At 47.7% G+C, this 19,563-nt stretch carries 16 protein-coding genes; 12 read left to right on the forward strand and 4 right to left on the reverse strand.

Features of this window, described 5'->3' with window-relative positions:
* Window positions 1–236: 236 nt before the first annotated feature.
* The 8 genes from recN to EHO61_RS13990 all read left to right on the forward strand — a co-directional run bounded on the left by recN (window position 237) and on the right by EHO61_RS13990 (window position 10,940).
* Window positions 237–1,943: a DNA repair protein RecN gene (recN, locus tag EHO61_RS13955; protein WP_135814154.1), complete on the forward strand. Its 1,707-nt coding sequence runs from the start codon at window positions 237–239 to the stop codon at window positions 1,941–1,943.
* Between the two features lie 126 nt (window positions 1,944–2,069).
* Window positions 2,070–2,675, forward strand: a complete 606-nt coding sequence (locus tag EHO61_RS13960; protein ID WP_135814155.1) for a MotA/TolQ/ExbB proton channel family protein — start codon at window positions 2,070–2,072, stop codon at window positions 2,673–2,675.
* Window positions 2,676–2,677: 2 nt separating this feature from the next.
* Window positions 2,678–3,133 carry an ExbD/TolR family protein gene (locus EHO61_RS13965; RefSeq protein ID WP_135769305.1) on the forward strand — a complete coding sequence of 152 codons (456 nt, stop codon included), beginning with the start codon at window positions 2,678–2,680 and terminating at the stop codon, window positions 3,131–3,133.
* Window positions 3,134–3,231: 98 nt separating this feature from the next.
* Window positions 3,232–6,123: a BamA/OMP85 family outer membrane protein gene (locus EHO61_RS13970; RefSeq protein ID WP_135814156.1), complete on the forward strand. Its 2,892-nt coding sequence runs from the start codon at window positions 3,232–3,234 to the stop codon at window positions 6,121–6,123.
* Between the two features lie 15 nt (window positions 6,124–6,138).
* A complete protein-coding gene (locus EHO61_RS13975) occupies window positions 6,139–8,328 on the forward strand; it encodes an ATP-dependent helicase (protein ID WP_135814248.1) in 2,190 nt (729 codons plus the stop codon).
* Between the two features lie 61 nt (window positions 8,329–8,389).
* Window positions 8,390–8,827: an LIC11625 family surface-exposed protein gene (locus EHO61_RS13980; RefSeq protein WP_135814157.1), complete on the forward strand. Its 438-nt coding sequence runs from the start codon at window positions 8,390–8,392 to the stop codon at window positions 8,825–8,827.
* 10 nt (window positions 8,828–8,837) lie between these two features.
* Complete coding sequence (locus EHO61_RS13985) at window positions 8,838–9,707, forward strand: 3'(2'),5'-bisphosphate nucleotidase CysQ family protein (protein ID WP_135814158.1); 870 nt, start codon at window positions 8,838–8,840, stop codon at window positions 9,705–9,707.
* A gap of 81 nt (window positions 9,708–9,788) precedes the next feature.
* On the forward strand, window positions 9,789–10,940 hold the full coding sequence (locus EHO61_RS13990; protein ID WP_425460356.1) for a glycosyltransferase family 4 protein: 1,152 nt from the start codon (window positions 9,789–9,791) through the stop codon (window positions 10,938–10,940).
* Here EHO61_RS13990 and EHO61_RS13995 read toward each other — a convergent pair.
* Window positions 10,902–11,318, reverse strand: coding sequence for a hypothetical protein (locus EHO61_RS13995; protein ID WP_135814159.1), 417 nt, complete (start codon window positions 11,316–11,318; stop codon window positions 10,902–10,904). The genes EHO61_RS13990 and EHO61_RS13995 overlap by 39 nt on opposite strands.
* A 128-nt stretch (window positions 11,319–11,446) precedes the next feature.
* Between EHO61_RS13995 and EHO61_RS14000 the strand changes: the two genes are divergently transcribed.
* The 3 genes from EHO61_RS14000 (at window position 11,447) to EHO61_RS14010 (ending at window position 14,934) form a co-directional block, all read left to right on the forward strand.
* Window positions 11,447–11,953: a TlpA family protein disulfide reductase gene (locus EHO61_RS14000; RefSeq protein ID WP_135814160.1), complete on the forward strand. Its 507-nt coding sequence runs from the start codon at window positions 11,447–11,449 to the stop codon at window positions 11,951–11,953.
* A gap of 165 nt (window positions 11,954–12,118) precedes the next feature.
* On the forward strand, window positions 12,119–14,158 hold the full coding sequence (locus tag EHO61_RS14005; RefSeq protein ID WP_135814161.1) for an AMP-dependent synthetase/ligase: 2,040 nt from the start codon (window positions 12,119–12,121) through the stop codon (window positions 14,156–14,158).
* 98 nt (window positions 14,159–14,256) lie between these two features.
* A complete protein-coding gene (locus EHO61_RS14010) occupies window positions 14,257–14,934 on the forward strand; it encodes an LIC11631 family protein (protein ID WP_135814162.1) in 678 nt (225 codons plus the stop codon).
* Window positions 14,935–14,956: 22 nt separating this feature from the next.
* Here the strand turns inward: EHO61_RS14010 and ptsP are convergent, their stop codons facing one another.
* The 3 genes from ptsP to EHO61_RS14025 form a co-directional block, all read right to left on the reverse strand.
* A complete protein-coding gene (ptsP, locus tag EHO61_RS14015) occupies window positions 14,957–16,696 on the reverse strand; it encodes a phosphoenolpyruvate--protein phosphotransferase (protein WP_135814163.1) in 1,740 nt (579 codons plus the stop codon).
* Window positions 16,697–16,840: 144 nt separating this feature from the next.
* Complete coding sequence (gene lpxC / locus EHO61_RS14020) at window positions 16,841–17,746, reverse strand: UDP-3-O-acyl-N-acetylglucosamine deacetylase (protein ID WP_135814164.1); 906 nt, start codon at window positions 17,744–17,746, stop codon at window positions 16,841–16,843.
* 371 nt (window positions 17,747–18,117) lie between these two features.
* Complete coding sequence (locus EHO61_RS14025) at window positions 18,118–18,777, reverse strand: SDR family oxidoreductase (protein ID WP_135814165.1); 660 nt, start codon at window positions 18,775–18,777, stop codon at window positions 18,118–18,120.
* A 102-nt stretch (window positions 18,778–18,879) separates the two neighbouring features.
* Between EHO61_RS14025 and EHO61_RS14030 the strand changes: the two genes are divergently transcribed.
* Window positions 18,880–19,545: a TIGR00266 family protein gene (locus tag EHO61_RS14030; RefSeq protein WP_135814166.1), complete on the forward strand. Its 666-nt coding sequence runs from the start codon at window positions 18,880–18,882 to the stop codon at window positions 19,543–19,545.
* Window positions 19,546–19,563: the final 18 nt, after the last annotated feature.

The raw sequence follows: 19,563 nt of genomic DNA on the forward strand, positions 1-19,563 counted from the left end.
ATCCTGCTTTCGCCATTCTAGAAAATTCTCTTAGAAAATTTCTTTTTCTAAAGTAGGGGGTAAAGGGAGTCGATCTCTCCGGAATCCGTTTTTGGCATCTTACGGTTTTTCAAATAGAAGGATTCCATTCCCGAGTCGCGTGGATTAGGGAAAAATTTTATACTATACAAAAAAATAGTTGAAAAAATCGATAAGCATATACCTATGATTACTTATTAATTGAGTAGGTATTCTCTATGTTACAGATGCTTTCGATCCGGGATTTCGCTTTAATAGAATCCGCATATATCGATTTTCGGAACGGTTTTACCGCGATCACGGGAGAAACGGGTTCCGGTAAGTCTCTTTTGCTGGATGCGATTTCTTCTCTGTTAGGCGGCAAAAGTAGCGCCATGGACATTCGTACCGGTGCCGAAAAATACGTGCTGGAAGCCGTTTGGGATCTCGGCGGAAATCTTTCCGCTCGGCAATGGTTGGCGGAAAAAGGGATCCTAGTATCCGGTACGGAATTGGTTTTGAGGAAGGAGTTTTCTCGGGACGGAAAATCCAAGATTCTAATCAACCATTCCTTGGCGGCGGCTCAAGTTTTGCGAGGATTGGGGGAATTACTTGCGGAAGTACATAACCAAAACGATCAGATCCTTCTTTTAGATAAGAGTCAGCAGTTGGACATTCTGGATTCCTTCGGGAATTTATATTCCATTCGCTCGGAGGTCCGGGAATCGTTTCTGACGTACCGGAGTCTTCGAAAGCGATTAGAAGAATTGGAAGCTAGCCACGGGGATAGAAATCGGAAAAAAGAAATCCTACAATACCAAATCGAGGAAATCCAGTCCGCGAATTTGAAGGAGGGAGAAGAGGAAGAATTGAGCAAAGAGGAGAGTCTCTTGTCTCACGGAGAGAGATTATCGGAAAATCTGGAAATCATTACCGGATTACTTTCGGAAACGGAAGATTCCGTTTTGAGTTCCTTTTCGAGGATTTTGATCGCTGCGGAAAAGATGAAGGGAATCCATTCCGATTATGCGGAGCTGGAAGGTGCGTTGAGAGAGGTGTACGTCACTTTGAGGGAGATCAATACGAACGTGCAGGACCAAAAGGATGAGATTTATTTTTCTCCGGACAGATTGGCACATGTACAAGGTCGTTTGGATCTGATCCAAAAATTGAAGAAGAAATATGGAGGAAGCGTCCAGGAGGTTTTGCTTTCCAAACGAAACGCGGAAAATGAGTTGGAGGCCCTCGCTCAGAACATGGAATCCAAAGAGTCCCTAGAGAGAGAAAAGAAAAAAGCCACGGAAAAATTAGCCCAATTGTGTATGCAGCTTTCTAAAGCAAGAAGGGAATCTTTAGGTAGGTTCGAGCCTAGGTTAAAATCCGAATTGGAAGCATTGGGAATGCCCGGAGCCGGAATCCAGGTCGTGCTTCGATGGGAATCGAGTGTGGAAGGAGAAGTGGAATCCCAGGGAAAATCCTATTTAGTCAACGAGAGTGGACTGGACCAGGCCGAATTCTACTTTAGTCCGAATCCGGGAGAGAAGCCTCGGCCTTTACGCAAAATCGCCTCCGGGGGAGAGATGTCTCGGGTTATGCTGGCGATCAAAAGCGTATTAGGATCTAATTATGATGGAAAAGTTTTGGTTTTCGACGAGGTGGATTCCGGTTTGGGCGGAGAAATCGCTATGGATGTGGCGAAAAAATTGCGCACTTTGTCAAAGACTCATCAGATCCTTCTCGTTACTCATTTGCAACAAATCGCCGCTGCCGCCGATCACCACTTAAAGGTAAGCAAGAGGATCACGGATGGCAGGACTTTGTCGGAAGCGGAATTTTTGGGGATGGAGGAAAGAACCTTGGAACTTGCTCGGATGATTTCGGGTCAGAATGTTTCGCGGGGAGCCCTTGACCATGCAAAAGAGTTGCTCAAAAAGAAAGCGGTTTAATTGAACCGTTTCCTAATGATTGGATACCGGGGGGTTCTCTGGTAAAAAGGAAGCATTCCTTCTAAAAATCGTTTGGCAGCAACAGCCGAGTCAGAAACCCTACTCCCTGGAGAAGCTTGACCGACAATGATTCTTGCCAAAACCGATTCTCTGGTATCCATTATTCCACCAGAAACGATCCCAATTTTGATTTTACTTGTGTCTATCATCGGGTTCACTATTATTATAGAAAGATTGATCTTTTTTTCACGTTGGAAGGCCCTTTCTCCTGATGAATGGAGAAGAGTAAAAGATCTACTGACAGAAAAGAATTACGATTCCGCATCCGATTTGCTTCGCAGTCTAAGCCAAGGTCCTTCTTCTCAAGTCATCCAGGCGGCTATTGCCCAGTTTAAGCGGAAAACTTCCTCCGTAGAGGATGAAATTCTAAGCCAGGGATTGAGCCAGATCCAGCGTATGGATAAATTTCTCTCCGCCTTGGCAACCATTGCAACCATCGCTCCTTTGCTGGGGGTTCTAGGTACCGTAGTCGGAATCATTCGTTCCTTTGCGGAAGGATCCGGAACCAAAGGTGCCGAGGTAGGGATCAGCGAGGCGTTGATTACTACCGCAATGGGATTGGCCGTGGCTATTCCCGCTTATATTTTCAATAACTTCTTCCAGAAAAGAAAAGATGACGCAATCTCCGAAATGGAGACTCTTTCCGAGCAGGCGCTTAGGTACCTGAAGTAACGATGCGATTCAAAAAGTGGAGAAGTCAAAACGGCGCCTATAGACCGGGGCAGATCGAGCTTGCCCCGATGATCGACGTTATCTGCTTTATCGTTATTTATTTTCTTATGAACGCCACCCTGGAAAAATCTACCGTGATCAAAATCGAATTACCTAGATCCTCCAGTACCGCTCAGGAAAAGAAAAAAGACGAATTAGTGATTACGATCAATAAGGACGGCAAAATTTTTCTAGATAAGGACACGGAACCGGTTCCTCTTGAAAAATTGACCGACAAGATCAAAGTTTTTATGGGTCCCGAGGATAAGGACAAAAAGGAACAAAATAAAAATAGAGTGATCATCCGCGGTGACGGCGGCGCGAATTACCAGACGGTCGTCAAGGTAATCGACAAGGTGAATGAAGCTGGAGTGACCAGATTCAATCTCGCTATGGTACGTCAACCCGGAGGAAAATAAGAGAACTGGAAATCGGAGCGACTCAACTCCCGGCATAGGGGGTGTTTCCTTTATTTTGGAGGAATTTGGAACCTAACTGTAAAGGTTGATTAAGCGACTTGAAACGTAAACCTCCCGTAAATAAACTTTTAGCCGTCTTCTTTTTGACGGGCTCCCTTTTCTATTCCGGCAACATCTCCGAATTGCTGTCGAAGAGGAGCGACTATTTCGGTAAAACGATCAAAGAAGTCACGTTTAAAGGAAATCGAAATACGTCCGACTCCGATATCGACTCGATGCTCGAATTGAAGCGCGGTAGAGCCTTGACGAAAGGTATGGTGGATCGCGATCTAAAGACCCTATTCGCGTCCGGTTTTTTCTACTTCATCGATATCCAGGCCGAAGACGTCGAGGGCGGCGTACGAATCATCATAGAACTAAAGGAAAGACCCCGGGTCAAAGAAATCGAGTTCGTAGGAGCGGACGAAGTTTTTCCCGCCGACCTTCGGGATAAGATGCCTCTGAAAGACAACGAGGTCATCACGCCGCAAAAAGTCTCCAAGTCGAGAGACCTCATTCTGCAAAAGTATAGGGACGAGGGTTTTTTTCTGGCTTACGTAAAGGCCGAGCTCGGAAAGCCGGATCCTAAGACGAACCTAGTAAAGGTGCGATTCGTCATAGACGAAGGGGAGGAGATCCCCGTCGCTAAGATCAATGTCTACGGAAACGAAACGATCGAAACGTCCGAAATTTTGGGCCTAATGGACCTCAAGGAAGAGGGGGTCTTCGAAGGGGGATCGTTTAAGGAAAGCGCATTCGAAAAAGATAAGGAAACGATCCAGGCATATATGCGAAGCAAAGGATACCTGGATTCGGAACTTTTGCGCGAAGGCACGAACTGGGAAATCCACTGGGAAAACCCGGAAAAGAAGGACAGAAGGGTCATCATAGTCAACATAAAGCTGTACGAAGGTCAGGTGTACTACTTTAACGGATACACCCTTTCCCACGACATGACCTTGGATAACGAAGGAAGACCCGTATTTTTGAACAAGGAAAAGAACCCGCCGGACACGCCTAAGGACAAGCTGGTTCCGCTCTTCACTTTGGACGAAGTGGAAAAGGTCTTGGACTATAGCGTACGGGAAGTCGGGCAAATTTTCGACGAATCCATCTTCATGCGGGACCGTTCCTCTGTGAACGAACTCTACGGTTCCAAAGGACATATTTTTGCTCAGGTGATTCCCAGAAGGAAAATCGTTTCTCTGGACGAGGAGAGCCTGCAATATTACGAGAATTGTTATTCTAGAAGATCGGAACTGGAACGTAAAATCTGCGAGGACGAATACAAGCAGTTGAACGTTCGACGGTTGCGGGAACTTTACGCCAGGAATTCCAATCTCCGAGGTCGTAAATTCGTGCATGTGGATTTTACGATTCGAGAAAACAATCTAGCTAAGATTGAAAACATCATCATTAAGGGAAATAAGAAGACCCAGGATAAGGTAATTCGCCGGGAGATGCTGGTAAAACCGGGAGACCTTTTCGATTCGGCCAAAGTGAACCGGTCCCGCGAGAGAATCCACAACCTTGGATATTTCAAGGAAGTGAACCTGAATATGAGGCCGGGTTCGGACGACACCAAGATGAATCTGGTGGTCGAGGTTGTGGAGCAACCCACGGGAACCGTTTCCATGGGAGGCGGTTACGGAACGATCACGGGATTTACCATCTTTACCGAAGTCGGTGAGAATAACCTGAACGGAACCGGACAAAAGATTTCCGGCCGTATCGAGTTCGGTCCGTACAGAAGGTCTTTTCAGATTTCCTGGACGGAACCTTGGTTGAACGATACTCCTTGGTCCCTGTCTCTCTCCCTATTTTATTTTTCTCGTACTATTTTCTTGGGCTCTACTTCGACCATTAACGTATCGAATAGCACGACCGCTCCGACCACCGAAAATGCGACGTACGACAACAACGGTTTGGGAGTCACAGTAGGTTTGGCGCACCGAGTCTTTACGAACTGGACCCACTTTCACAGGTATACGCCCGCCTTTTACTCGTATTCGAATCCGACCGCGCTCGTTTCGGACGCGGTTCTTGCTAACGTAAGACAAGGATGGCAATTCCGTTCCCAGATTTCGAACGGTATTTCGTTCGATATTCGGGATAACGTATTCGCTCCCACCAGAGGATATGATATCCTTCTCCAAGTGGATAATGTGGGTCAGTATTTGGGCGGTTCTTCCCACTTCGACCAGTACAGGATTACCGCGGAATACTACCATACTTGGTTCGACTTCACGTTCGGAGGCCTGATCCGCAACAACTCCCTACGCCGCTGGAGAGTGGTGCAGGAATTCCGTACTTCGAATATGTTCACGTTCCAACGGTCTCCGAAATACGGCCACCAAGATCCTGTTCAGAATCCGTACATCCGTCCTCAGGATTTGTTGATCATAGGCGGATACGAATCCTTAAGAGGATGGTATTATAACGATGCCAAATACCCCGTGGAATGGAGAAGCGGTGCACAGCACCGCGTACTGTTCGATTCGGAAATCCGTATCCCGATCGAACCCAGTCTGTTGTGGTTGGTTATATTCCTGGACGGAGGAGCCATGTACGAACAGGTCAACCGTTATACCGGAGTAAAAAAAGACTACGCGCATAATTATGATAAGAACATCCAGCAACAGGAGATTTCCAATCCGATAGGCTGGTATTTGTTGAATAATTTCAATCTGTCCAACGGGCAAAAAGCGGACGTATCCTACGACGCGTTGAATAACCCAGCTTATCAGGTGCTTTCCGCGGACAATCTCGCGATAGAGCGGATGAGATTCTCGTGGGGCGTCGGTCTCAGGATCCAAATTCCGGTCCTCCCGTTGCGACTGTATTTCGCGCAAAAGATTCGGCCTACCGGGAATTTCTGGGCCCCGTTCGAAAGATACGAATCGGACCGTGCATTTCAGTTCGTATTCGGGATTGGAGATTATCGTTTTTAAGGACAGGTTTTCTTGATGGATCTGGATGGGTTAAACGAACCGCAGAGGTCGGCGGTGGAAAAGTTGGACGGTCCGGTCCTGATTCTTGCGGGAGCCGGTTCCGGCAAAACGAGAGTCATCACTCATCGGATCGCGAATCTGATTCTGAACCGTAGGACGGATTCCATTTGTGCCCTTACGTTTACGAATAAAGCCGCCGCCGAAATGTTGGAGAGGGTCCGCAATCTGGTGCAGAACATCTCTCCGAATGTGCAAGTCAAGACCTTCCATTCCCTTTGTCTATTTATCCTTCGTAGAGAGGCGGCGACCTTAGGAATCGACTCCGGATTTACCGTTTACGATACGACGTTACAGGAATCCTTGTTGAAGCAGGTTGTCAAAGACTTACACGAGGATCCGAAACAATACAAACCGTCGACTCTTGTCGGAATTTTTTCTTCGATGAAGGATTCCATGACGGGTGCGGATGAATATGTGCGCAAAGAGGATTTTTCCCACCGCTCGCAAGTGATCGCAAAAATCTATTCGGAATACGAGTCTAGGAAAAGAAAAAACCAAGCCTTCGATTTCGGGGATCTGATCCTGCGAGTGGTCCGACTTTTCGAGGAAAACCCGACGGTTCTGACCAAATACCAGGAGCGTTGGAGATTCGTAATGGTGGACGAGTACCAGGATACGAATAAGGTTCAGTATCGTCTGGTTCGTCTGCTTGCCGGAGAAAGAGGAAACCTTTGCGTGGTCGGGGACGACGATCAGTCCATTTATTCCTGGAGAGGGGCTGATATTACGAATATATTGAACTTCGAAAAGGATTTTCCCGACGCGTTCGTGGTAAAGCTGGAGGAAAATTATAGGTCGACGGGTAGGATCATCCGAGCGGCTTCTAAAGTGATCGCGCATAATCCGGATAGAAAGGAAAAGGAACTATTCACGAACAATTCCGAAGGAGAACCTATCCGACTTTCCGAATTCGAAAACGAAACCGAAGAAGCTTACGACGCGGTGAGAAAAATCCGGGCAGAGTCCGCAAGAGGATCGGAATATAAGGAATTTGCGATATTCTATAGGACGAACGCCCAGTCCAGATATTTCGAAGAAGGCTTACGGTCATCGGGAATTCCGTACAAAATATTCGGAGGTTTTCGGTTTTTCGATAGAGCGGAAATCAAGGATATGGTGGCTTATTTAAGCGTGATAGCCAACCCTATGGACTCGGTTTCCCTTTTACGGATCGTCAACAACCCTCCCCGAGGTATAGGCGAGGCCAGTCTGGAAAAGATGCGGGAATTTTCGCTGGATCGTGGAATTTCCTTTTTGGAAGCGTTGGGGCACCACGACTTACCGCTAAAAAAAGCCGCTTTCGCCAAGGCAAAAGAGTTATATCACCTTTTTTCGGACCTGATCGAAATGAAGGAAAAAGGAGAGCCCCCTTCCAAAATCGCCTTGGAAGTATTGGCGCGATCCGGTTGGGCGGAACACCTGGAACGGAATTCACAGGACGAGGAATCCGTTTCCAGATTGGAAAACATACGAGAGTTCGTGAATTCCATCGTAGAATACGAGGAGCGGGAAGATTCTCCCAGCTTGGAAGAATATTTGAATCAAATCAGCCTGCTTACTTCCGAAGAGGATTCGGCTCAGCTTACGGATTACGTGCATCTGATGACAGTTCATAACGCAAAAGGTCTGGAATTTCCGGTCGTTTTTTTGACGGGTTTGGAAGAGGGGATTTTTCCGCACGCCATGAGCTTGGAGGAACCCAAGGGAGAGCAGGAGGAGAGGCGTCTCTTCTACGTTGCTTTGACTCGGGCCGGAAAAAAGTTGAACCTAAGTTATTGTAAATATACCCGTAAATTCGGCCGTGTGGAACCGATGATTCCCTCGCGGTTCCTATCCGAAATTCCGACGGAATGTTTCGGAGGAGAATCGACGGTTTCCCAAAAGGGGGTTCGAAAGCCGGAAGGACCCCCTAGAGCCTACGCGGGAACGGTCTCGAACCTCTCTTTTTCCGAGTTCGAACCTTCGGCGGAACCTCTCGGGGAGGAAGCGGAAATCCGGGAAGGAGACAGGATTCGCCATTCTCAGTTCGGCCCGGGAACGGTCCTCGCAGTTTCAGGGCACGGCAAGAATCGGAAGGTGAAAATCCGTTTCGGTTCTTTGGAAAAGAACTTTTTCCTTGCCTATACCCCCTTAGAGAAAATATAACGGAAGGAGAAGTTCCTACTGCGAAAAACCGATAATAATTCCAAGGAACACAGGAAAACCAATGAAACGGATTTTAGTAGCAGCTCTGGCCTTGAGTCTGGCGACTCCGCTCCTGGCGGGAAAAGTCACCGGTCTTGTGGAAGAATTCAATAAGGTGGAAGAATTCAACAAAAACAGGAAGGTATCCGAAGCCACTAAAAAGGCTACCCTGGAAAAGAACCTCCTCTCCGCATTAAAATACAGCCTCCACAGGAAATATTTGGAATATAAGGAATATACGAAGGGCCTTACCGCGGATTCTATCCAGTACGAACAGCAAAAAGGGACCTATTCCGTATACGTCAAATACAAGACGTACATCGTATTTTATAGTTATCTAATGGATCCTGAACTGTATCTTCAAACCCCCTCGAACGAGGTTTTCTATATCAGACCGGATAATCTGGACGAAGAATCGCATAAGGAAGATAAACAACAACCCCAGACCCAAGGAAAATAATTCTAGACGAATGTTTTTTCCAGAAGAAGCCCGTATAGTTTCCAAATTCGTTTTGGAGGCTGCGGACGAAATCCTGAGGATCTATCGAAGCGAATTCGCGGTCCGCGAAAAAAAGAAAGGGGACCCCGTTACGGAAGCGGATCTCGCCGCGAATCGTATTTTGGTCCGGGGAATCCGGGAACGTTTCGGAGACCCCGTGTTTTCCGAAGAAGACACCCTACCTTTCGATCAGAAATCCCACCGAAACGGAAGGGTTTGGATTCTGGATCCTATAGACGGTACGAGAGAGTTCGTCGCAAAAAATCCGGAATTCGCATTAAGTCTCGGTTTAGTAGAGGACGGAACTCCGGTTTTCGGCATCATTATGAATCCTGCAACCGGGGAATTTTTCTGGGGAAGGGACGGGATCGGTTCGGATCTCCAGATTCTAAAACCTCCGTATTCGAATCTGGAAATCGATTGGGATTCCCCCCGCTTTTTTTTGGAAGAGAAGGATGAGTCGCGAGATCCCGGTGCTGTCCGTGAGGTCCTAGTTTCCGTATCCGAAACTCGTGATGGAATGTTCCAAGATTTTGATTTCGGTCCCCGATACGTACGGAAAGCTACGGGTTCCATCGCGTACAAGCTCGCTTTGGTTGCCGTAGGAAAGGCCGAGATGACTCTTTCTCTTCGACCCAAGAACGATTGGGATATTGCGGGAGGAATCGCGATCTTAAGAGCCTCGAAAGGTTTCGATTTGGAGATCAAAACGGGCAACTCCTTTCGTTTTCTGGATTCCGAACTCAGCGTAGGCCTTCTTGCAGGTCGGGAGAATTACGTACTGGAATTTTGGGAAAAGAATAGCGAAAGACTTAGAAATTCCGTCCGGGAAAGTTGGTAATCGTATTACGGAGATCCCACCTTTTTGGTTCCTAAGAAAAAAATTATTTCCTCTTTCCCCGGCCGACACTTCGTTATAGGAGTGGACGCCCGTCCTCTGTCCACGCCTGTCTCGGGCGTAGGAAGATTGATCGCCTCTACTTTGAAAGGGTTCGAAGGAGATCCGCGCTTTCGGTTTCTTCTATTTTCGCATCGTCCGATACATCCGAGTCACGCGCATCTCAAGGAATTACCGAACGTACAGGAGGAGATCGGAACAGGTTTCCTCGCCTCCAAAGGGGGACTTTATTTTAGTCTCGCTCTTCCCCGAGAATTACGAAAAAAGAATATTGATTTGTTCTGGGGCACCCAACAACTTCTTCCGCCTTTTTTCCCGAAAGAAGTTCCGGCGGTCATCACTTGCGTGGACTTTGTGCTTCGGAAATTTCCGGAGACCATGCGTCCGATCGCGAGATTCCAACAATCCGTTTACATGCGCTGGAGCGCCGAAAGAGCAGACAAGATTTTGCCGATTTCCCGCGCGGTAGCCGAAGAGGCGAAGTCGTATTATCATATTCCCGAAGAAAAGATTTCGGTCGTATATCCCGGATACGATGCCAAGGAAATCCGAATCTCGGTCCGGAAGCCGCCGACGGAACGGGTCGCCGGAATTTCCTCGGGATTTTTTCTTTCCGTTTCCACGGTCGAACCTAGAAAGAATTACGGATTCTTGCGGGAAGCTTATTTGAAATACAGACAAAAGGCGGGGAAAAAGGCTCTCCTTTGGGTTCACGCGGGGAAGGCGGGATGGGGGACGGAAGCCCTAGTGGAAAACATGAGATCGGAAACTTCCGCCGGTTCCATGCTCTGGATAGAATCTCCCACCGATGCCGAGCTTCATTATCTTTATTCCAAGGCCGGTTTATTTCTGTTTCCTTCCTTATATGAAGGATTCGGAATTCCTTTAGTGGAGGCGCTGGCTCATGGAAAGCAGTGCCTAGTTTCCGATTTGAACGTATTCCACGAGATCGGCGGACGCTCCGTTCGATACAAAGGCTTGTCGAATCCGCAGGATTGGGCGGAAGAAATGTCTCTGTATTCTTCTAAACCCTGGAAACTTCCCGAAGCGGATCTCAGAAAGTTTGAAATGAATGCTTCCGCAAAATTGACCCGAAAGGTCTTCTTGGATTTTTTGGAAAAAAAGGAAAAACGAAACCTACCGTTTCAAGGTGAAAAAAGCGAAAATTCGATGTAAGAGGGATGCGTTCTTTCGGGATAGGGTTCCGGAGAAAACGATACCTCTCTCCGATTTCCAGAGAACATGAAACCTATTTTTGTCCAGAGCTTGGAAGAAAATTTCCTCGGAAGGATTCGGAAAAAATCGGAATAGATCTTCCTTCCTTTCCCATTCGGTTTCCTTCCATTCTTTTCTGAGATGGACTTTTTCGGTGTGTTTCAATTCCAGGCGGAAGCCCCGTTTGGTCGACCACTCCATTGTCGCTTCCGCGGAATCCGAGGTTTTGGAATCGAATGCGGGGATGGCGGAAATACCGGATCCGAAAAAGGGGCGCCCTTTTAGATAACTCTCGAATTCGGAAAAGTCGAGAAAATAATTATAAATGGAAGAGGACACTTCGTTTTCCGATCTTGTCGTCCCATTCTAGAAGTGGGCTCAGAGCTGGCAAGGAGGATCGCCTCGAGTATCTCGGAAGAGCGGATTTGGCTTGCTCGGGACTTTTCTCCCGGTATTTTGGAACGGAAATGATGTTTCGCCGCAAGTTCGCGATCGGTTTTCTTCTGTTTTCCTTCCTCCAGACGGTTTCCTGTTCCCGTCCGAACGAGGCACCCCTGTATCAGATTCACTTAAACGACTGGGAAGGGAATTCCCATAGTTTTTCGGAATACCGCGGGCAGGTTCTAATACTGGATTTCTGGGCGAGCTGGTGTGAGCCTTGCAAAAAGGCCGTTCCGGTGGTGGAAGCCTTAAGAAAAGACCTTACCGGAAAGAATGCGAAAGTGTTCGGAATCAATACGGAAAACGATCTTACCGTGCCCGAGATCAAACAGGCTGCAAAGGATTTCGGAATGGAGTATCCTAGCTTTTTGGATCCGGAATGGAAGTTGGTACAACTTCTAAAAATCGAAGGACAACCCGCTCTATTCGTTTTTAGCGCCTCCGGAAAACGTCTCCATTCCCAGTATGGAATTTCCGAGAAGGATTTACCCGTTCTGCAAGGAAGGATCAGAAATTGGCTGGAAGCGCCGTAAAACAGTTGATTGTGGCTAACGGGCCGATGAAATAACTTCCGTTTCAGGTTCCGGAAGCCCAAAAAAGGATTTATCTCTCAGGTTCTACTTTTAACCTGGGGGGGCATGCCGGGTTCTCCGGGACGCATAGAATAACCCCTTAGTAAATCAGGAGATTTATGATTCATGGCTGAGAATCTCGCCCAATTGTTCCGTGAGGCTGCGGAAAAATACAAAGACCAACCCGCTTTTTACTCCAAGGACGCCCAGAAAAACTATCATCCGGTCACCTACGGTCAGTTGTACGATTATGGTTTAAATTTGGCGGAAGCACTTATCGATTTAGGGATCAAATCAAGGGAGCATGTGGGCCTTTTGGCCGATAATCGCTTGGAGTGGATTATCGCCGACTACGGGATCATTATGTCCGGTGCTGCGGACGTACCTCGCGGGACAGATATTACGGATTCTGAAATCGTTTATATCATCAGCCATTCCGAGTCGGAAGTAGTCTTTATCGAAAACGACAAGATGTTGGAAAAGTTCAATCGGAACAAATCCCAGCTTTCGAAAGTGAAGACGATCATTATGATGGATCGGGAATCCACCGCTCCCGGAATCCTGAAATTGTACGACCTGATCGAAAAAGGAAAACAGCTGCGTGCCGGCGGTTCTCGGAAGGCGGAAGAGCGGGTAGCCGGCATTCAACCGAACGATCTGTTCACCCTGATTTATACGTCCGGAACCACCGGATTACCGAAAGGGGTTCAGCTCATGCATTCGAATATGATGCATCAGGTGTTGAACGTGACTCCGATGTTGAAGATCAATGCGGAAGCGAAACTTCTATCGATACTACCGGTATGGCACGTATTCGAAAGAGTAGTCGAATACGTTTGCATCAGCATAGGGGCGGCCACCTATTATACGAACGTGCGGGACCTGAGACAGGATTTGGCTACGGTAAAACCTACGTTCATGGGATCGGCTCCTCGTCTCTGGGAAAACATTTACAACGGAATTTATACTCGGATCAACGATCCCGGTCAGACTCCCGCATTGCGTAGAGGGTTGTTCAAAATCGCATATTTCTTTTCCGACAAAAAGAATGCGGCAGCGCGTTTTCTTTCCGGCAACGAAGTGGATTATCACGGGCGGAGTTCGATCAAATCCGTATTTTACGGAATACTAATGGTTATACAGTTCCTTTTGACCGGACCGTATACTCTGACCGTCCTGACCGCGATCGCGGCATACTCGTTGGCGCCTACAGAACTGTCTTTCCTAAGTTTGCCGTTATATGCGGTTTCCGCGTTGGCTTTGTTCCTGAACAGCGCCACCTTGGATAAGGTAGTTCTATCCAAGATTCGAACCGCTACCGGCGGAAAGCTCAAGGCATCCATTTCCGGAGGAGGAGCACTTCCGAGACATGTGGACGAGTTCTTCAATAATATCGGGATTAAGGTTCTGGAAGGATACGGTATGACGGAAACCTCGCCGGTGTTGTCGGTTCGGACCTTCCAAAAACTGATCATCGGTTCCGTCGGATCCATCGTGCCGAAGACGAATCTGCAGATCCGGAACGACAACAACGAAATACTGACCGAGGTGGACGAGAACGGACATATCACCAAAGGAATGTTGGGTCGTAAGGGAGTCGTTTTCGTAAAAGGACCCCAGGTCATGAAAGGGTATTTCAAGAACGAGGAAGCGACGGCTAAGGCATTGGTCGACGGCTGGATGAATACCGGCGATATGGGCATGATCAATTTTAAAAAGACCCTGACCTTGACGGGCCGTGCGAAGGACACCGTCGTTCTTATGGGCGGAGAAAATGTGGAGCCGGTTCCTATCGAAAATAAGCTCCAGGAGTCTCCGTATATCAGTCAGTGTATGGTGATCGGTCAGGACCAGAAAAATCTGGGGGCCATTATCGTCCCCGACTTCGAAAAATTGCAGGAGTGGGCCAAAGAGAACGGGGTAGAGTTTTCGGATAAGGAGAAATTCATCGAAAATCCGAAGGTAACGGATTTCTTCCGTAAGGAGATCAAAAACCTGAATAACGCAAAGAACGGTTTTAAATCCTTCGAGCAGGTTACCCCCTTCTTTTTGATCACAAAACCGTTTGAAGTAGGCGATGAGTTGAACAACATGTTGAAAATGAAGCGACACGTGATCGCGGAAAAATACGCCGATAAGATCAAAAAGGTATACACGGACAAATAGTCCTCCCTACTTTACATTTTTGAAAAGATCGAAAGCCCGCGTTCATTCGCGGGCTTTTTTTTACCGTCAACTCATGAAAACGTACCGATAGGTTTGGTATGAGTCAGGCACTTACGCGTTCTGCGGTATTCGAGCCCTACGGTCATTCCGACGTTTATGCTCTAGATAACCTGTATTTCTCCGCTTTCAAACATCCGGAGGTCTGGGATTTCTCCCGTATACGGGAACTCTCCGTTTTGAATTTGGCATTTTTGGCGGCTCGGGGCGCACTCGCAGCCTCATTAGGCAAAGAGATCCGAGTCCAAGGGCTTACCTCCGGATTTAAAAAGGGGTTTTGCAGAATCGAAGGGAAAGAGGAACTTGCCGGAATCGATTTCGATATTTTTCTTCCGACGATTTTGGGAGGAACTCCTTCTCTCGTCTTCTCGAGGATCGAAGGCCCTGCGGATTCCGTTTCGGTATTTCCGGGTATGGCGGGAAAAGGTTTTCAGTTGGTCGGTAACTGGAAAGAACGAAATTATAGAATTCTGTTTCTTACCGGAGAGGAGCTGGAAAGGGACTTGCCGGGATTGCTCGAGTGGGTCAATGAAATCTCGTCCGCTTCCGACCTACGGGGTAGCTTTTATTGCCGCACGGAAAAACAATCCTATCTCCAGTTCTTAAAGGGAAAGGAAGAGACTTGCGCCATTTTCTTGCAGGAAAAGGAAAGAAGCCATTTCCCCTTTTTGTTCCTTGCTATGGAATACGTTCAGGAAACGGAGGAAAAGACGAACTAGAACGGAAAAATAAGGTACGATCCTATTCGAGATGCTTGCTAAATAAGAAGGCCTCGATCGCTTCGTAGTCCTCTAATTCGGATAGTTCCATCACTTTTCTAAGCAAAAAGTCCGCTTGCTTGAGGCTAACGGAAGCCAGAATATTCCGGATGGCTCCGACGAAGGGAAGAGAGACGGACATCTCCCGAAATCCCAATCCGATTAATAGAATCGTAAAATTAGTATCCGAGGCGATTTCGCCGCAGATGCTCAGGGGTTTTTCATATTTCCAAGCCGTGCTTACGATTTGGTGTAAGGCTCGTAAGAAGGAGATATGAAACGGATTGTAAAGGCCGGATACGTTCACGTTATTCCTATCCACGGCCATCAGATACTGGAGTAGATCGTTCGTTCCGACCGAAAAAAAATCGACTTCCTTGGCTAGAACGTCCATAGAGGCCACAGCGGAAGGGGTTTCCACCATGATTCCGATCTTGATTTTCCGATTGAACTTCTCCCTTTTAGCGTTCAATTCCCTTTTGCATTCTTCCAACAATTCCTTTGTTTTTTTGATTTCCGAAAGGTTGGTGACCATGGGAAGTAGAATGCTTAGGTTCCCGAAAGAGGACGCCCTTAAAATCGCGGTGAGTTGTTCCTTAAACCAATCCGGGTTCTGCAGACTGTATCGGATTCCCCGGTTTCCTAAAAAAGGGTTCTCTTCGATTTCTCCCGTCGAGAATTTATCCGCGCCGATATCGAAGGTACGGATGTATACGGGGTTCGGATCCAAGCCTTCGGTAATTCGTTTGTAGGCTTGGAACTGTTCTTCTCCGGATACGTTGCTGTCCTGGTATTTCAGGAATAGGGACTCCGACCGGAACAGTCCCACTCCGTCCACTTCCATTTTTCTGGCCTGTTCCCAATCCGCGTCGGATTCCAGATTGCATTTTAGGCGAATCCTGACTCCGTCCTTGGTGATCGATTTTCTTTTCTTTTGGGATTTGTCCTCCAATTGGATGGGGGAGGAGGCTCCGTAATACTTCACTTCCTCTATCGTCGGAGAGCGGACCATAAGCCCGTTCTCTCCGTCCAGAAAGACGTACTCGTTATCCTTTACGTTTCCGTAAAATTGTTTCAGCCCGACAATGGTGGGAATCCCGTAGTTGCGTGCCAGGATGGCCATGTGTCCCGTTTTTCCGCCGAGATCCGTTGCGATCCCGCGTATCCTGGCCTTATTCATAAGAATCATTTGGGAAGGTGTGAGTTCTCTCGCCACAAGGATCACGTCTTCCGAAAGTTCTGCGAGGAAGGAAACCTCCTCTTTTTTATCCAGTAGGTTTTCCAGAATGCGGTTCGAAATATCCTTTAAATGATCGACTCTTTCCCGAAAAAAGGGATTCTCCATCCTGCTGAATTTTTCGGACCATTCGCGCAGGGAATTTTCCACTGCAAGAAAGGCGTTCTCACTGTGATTTTGAATTCGGTCCCGAAAGGAATTCGATAGAGTAGGGTCGTCCATCAGGACCACCTGAGTTTCGAGGATCTCCTTAAGTTCCTTATCTTCCGATTTTTCCCGAAGTTTATTTACGATTTCCTTAAGTTCTTTGCGGGACGCCGAAACCGCTCTTTCCAGACGGGATAGTTCCTTTTCTACCTCGGATTCGTGAACGTACGCGCCGTGTGCGAGATGTCTTTTTTTCGTTCCGATCTTTACGCAGCGACCGTAAAAGCGCCCCGGAAAAGCGATGATCCCTGGAAAAGTCGTTCGTCTGCTGCCGTTCATGGAGGATAATTTCCGCGAAGGTTAGGAATACCTGCGGTTTCCGGATCCGACAAGCTTTTTTAACGGAGACAAACCGACCGCGGACGGACCTCTTTCAATTCCGAGAAAGGATCCTGCGATCGGCGCCTGATCGAAAAGGAGAGATTAAACCGCTGCGGCCTTTCTCTTGAAGAGGGGAATACGACGGCTTTTGTATTTGCCCAATTCGTTTCCTGTTTCGGAGCTCATGACCAGTTTTGCCATGGAAACATCCAGGGCATGGCCTGCCTTGGAGGCTAAATAATGTCCGATAATCGGTCTTCCGGCTATAGACAGATCTCCGACCAAATCTAGAATCTTATGCCGAACGCACTCGTTCTCGTATCTGAGAGATTCATTGAGATATCCGTCTTGGGTCAGGACGATCGCGTTGTCCAGAGAGCCGCCCATTGCCAATCCTTTGGCCTGCAAAGCCTCCACATCCTTCAAAAAACCGAAGGTGCGAGCCGGCAGGATTTCCTTCTTGAGTATCTCGCGGTCCAGCCGAATCGTTATATTCTGTCCTTTGAGAAGAGGGTGGGGGAAATCTATCGTGTAGGTTACTTTCCATTCGTCGCTGGGAAGAATGACCAGGTATTTGTCACCGTCCACGACCCACATGGGGTTTTTCACATAAATCGGTTCTTGCATTTCTTCGAATTCCGTATACCCGGCTGCTTCGAAAGCCTCCAAAAACGGAAGGGAAGAACCGTCCATGATCGGTACTTCCACGGAGTCGATTTCCAGAATCATGTCCGTGATTCCTAGGGAAAAGACTGCCGCCATCAGGTGTTCCACCGTTTGGACCCTGTACTGCCCGTCCCCTAGGGTGGTGGCATTACTTGTGTCGACCACGTTGCTGAGTTCTACGGGAATCGACGCCTTATCTTCCCCTTTTCTATATTCGAAAATAATTCCCGTTCCGACCGGGGCAGGGTGAGCGATAAGATTCACTTCTTTTCCGGAGTGCAGCCCGATCCCTTTAATTCTAACTGTTTCTTTGAGAGTTTTTCTATGTTCCGTGAAATTCATCGGTTCCTATCCAAGAGAGTCACTTCGCTTCCTTGCACGCAGATTGTTTTCCGAGCCGTTCCCCAAGGTGGGAAAATAGCCCTTTCGTACTATTAAAGCAACTTCCATGCCAATGAGGTTTAAAAACGGCTTCCTGAAAGAGACTATAACCTGGGTTTAAGTATAAAGGAGACATAATTCGCAAGAAATTTCCGCCGCTCTGTCTCTTTTCTGCAACAGTGTTGTTTTAGAGAGACAGAATTCAGGATTCGGAAGTTTCCCTTCGTTGAACGGTTTCTAAGCCTATTTTTCGAAGCCTATGCTTTCTGGAATCCTGTTTTTGATACTTGGTCGGGCGAAACCCGCTTCGGAAATTCGAGCTTCTCCGGCCTTTACCAGGGGATTTCTTCTCCCGTTTGGTGTAAGAACTTACCGCTGGTAAAAAGGGTGCAATTCTCGATCTGGCGGAATAGACCTTCTGCGGCTTCCCTAGGAGGGATTCCCTGATTTCCGGTCATTCCTGTCGCTACCATTCCGGGGTGAAGAATGGCTATGGGGATGTTTCTGGCTTTCAGGTCCCTCGCCAAGGAGACCGCTCCCGCGTTCAGTGCCGCTTTGGACATCCTATAACCGTAATATCCGCCGGAAGAATTGTCTCCAATCGAACCCATTCTGCTCGTGATAAAAGCGATCTTTCCGCCGTCCTTGATCTTGCTTAAAAGGGTATGAGTGAGTCGGATCGGGGCCAGGGAATTGATTAAGAATTGGGTTTCCAGTTCCTGAAAATCGATGCTTTCCAGATTGTCCGGGATTAAGATACCGGCGTTATTGATCAGAAGGTCCAGAGAAGAGCCGGAGATTTCGTTCGCTAAGGAGTCGAAACTCCTCCAATCCCCCAGATCCAACCCCTCGAAAATTCTAACCTTTAATCGACGTAGGGGTTCCGAGGCTTTTCTACAGGCTGCGAGAACTTCATAGCCGTTCTCGGAATAAATTCTAGCGAGCTCGAATCCGATTCCTCGGTTGGCTCCGGTGATTAAGACGTATTTCATACAAAGAAAATCCGTTTTTTTAGGCTGAATCGAATCGGTCAATAGGCTGGAAGGTCGGAATCCGGTTGACGAGTAAGGAAATTAATTTCTAATTACCGCGATATGCAGTACCAGATTAGCCACAAACCGTCCTTCTCCCTATTGAAATTGAGACTTGGGCCGGGTCAATCCATTAAATCGGAAGCGGGCGCCATGGTTTATATGAGCTCCGGCATGGGAATCGAAACCAAAATGGGGAGCGGATTCCTGTCCGCTCTATCCAGAAAATTCCTAGGTGGAGAATCCTTCTTTTTTAATACGTATACGGCTCCTGCAAGCGGCGGAGAAATCGGACTGGCTCCCGAGTTACCCGGAGATATCGTAGAGATAGATCTGAGCGGAAAAAACATTTTCGTGGAAGCCGGAGCTTATCTCGCTTCCGATGAAGGAATCCAGGTCGTATCGAAATTCGGAGGACTGCGCTCTCTTTTCGGCGGGGAAGGACTTTTCCTGCTGGAATTGTCCGGAAGCGGCAAGGCGTTTTTAAGCGCTTACGGTTCCATTTTTCCGATCTCCGTGAACGGGGCTTATACGGTGGATACGGGGCATATCGTAGCTTTCGATAACTCTTTGCAATTTACCGTAGGAAAGGCGGGTGGAAGTTGGAAGTCCACGTTCTTTAGCGGAGAAGGTCTGGTCGCAAATTTTTCGGGAACGGGAACGATTTGGATCCAGAGCAGAGTTCCTTCGGGTTTCATCAGTTGGTTGACCCGCCTACTTCCCGTATGATCCGAATCCATTGACTAG

The sequence above is a fragment of the Leptospira fluminis genome, assembly GCF_004771275.1.
Classification (GTDB): Bacteria; Spirochaetota; Leptospiria; order Leptospirales; family Leptospiraceae; genus Leptospira_B; species Leptospira_B fluminis.

Coding starts and splice junctions, on each gene's coding strand:
- recN (WP_135814154.1), top strand. CDS start 237: ATGTTACAGATGCTTTCGATCCGGGATTTCGCTTTAATAGAATCCGCA.
- EHO61_RS13960 (WP_135814155.1), top strand. CDS start 2,070: ATGATTCTTGCCAAAACCGATTCTCTGGTATCCATTATTCCACCAGAA.
- EHO61_RS13965 (WP_135769305.1), top strand. CDS start 2,678: ATGCGATTCAAAAAGTGGAGAAGTCAAAACGGCGCCTATAGACCGGGG.
- EHO61_RS13975 (WP_135814248.1), top strand. CDS start 6,139: ATGGATCTGGATGGGTTAAACGAACCGCAGAGGTCGGCGGTGGAAAAG.
- EHO61_RS13980 (WP_135814157.1), top strand. CDS start 8,390: ATGAAACGGATTTTAGTAGCAGCTCTGGCCTTGAGTCTGGCGACTCCG.
- EHO61_RS13985 (WP_135814158.1), top strand. CDS start 8,838: ATGTTTTTTCCAGAAGAAGCCCGTATAGTTTCCAAATTCGTTTTGGAG.
- EHO61_RS14000 (WP_135814160.1), top strand. CDS start 11,447: ATGATGTTTCGCCGCAAGTTCGCGATCGGTTTTCTTCTGTTTTCCTTC.
- EHO61_RS14005 (WP_135814161.1), top strand. CDS start 12,119: ATGGCTGAGAATCTCGCCCAATTGTTCCGTGAGGCTGCGGAAAAATAC.
- EHO61_RS14010 (WP_135814162.1), top strand. CDS start 14,257: ATGAGTCAGGCACTTACGCGTTCTGCGGTATTCGAGCCCTACGGTCAT.
- ptsP (WP_135814163.1), bottom strand. CDS start 16,696: ATGAACGGCAGCAGACGAACGACTTTTCCAGGGATCATCGCTTTTCCG.
- lpxC (WP_135814164.1), bottom strand. CDS start 17,746: ATGAATTTCACGGAACATAGAAAAACTCTCAAAGAAACAGTTAGAATT.
- EHO61_RS14025 (WP_135814165.1), bottom strand. CDS start 18,777: ATGAAATACGTCTTAATCACCGGAGCCAACCGAGGAATCGGATTCGAG.
- EHO61_RS14030 (WP_135814166.1), top strand. CDS start 18,880: ATGCAGTACCAGATTAGCCACAAACCGTCCTTCTCCCTATTGAAATTG.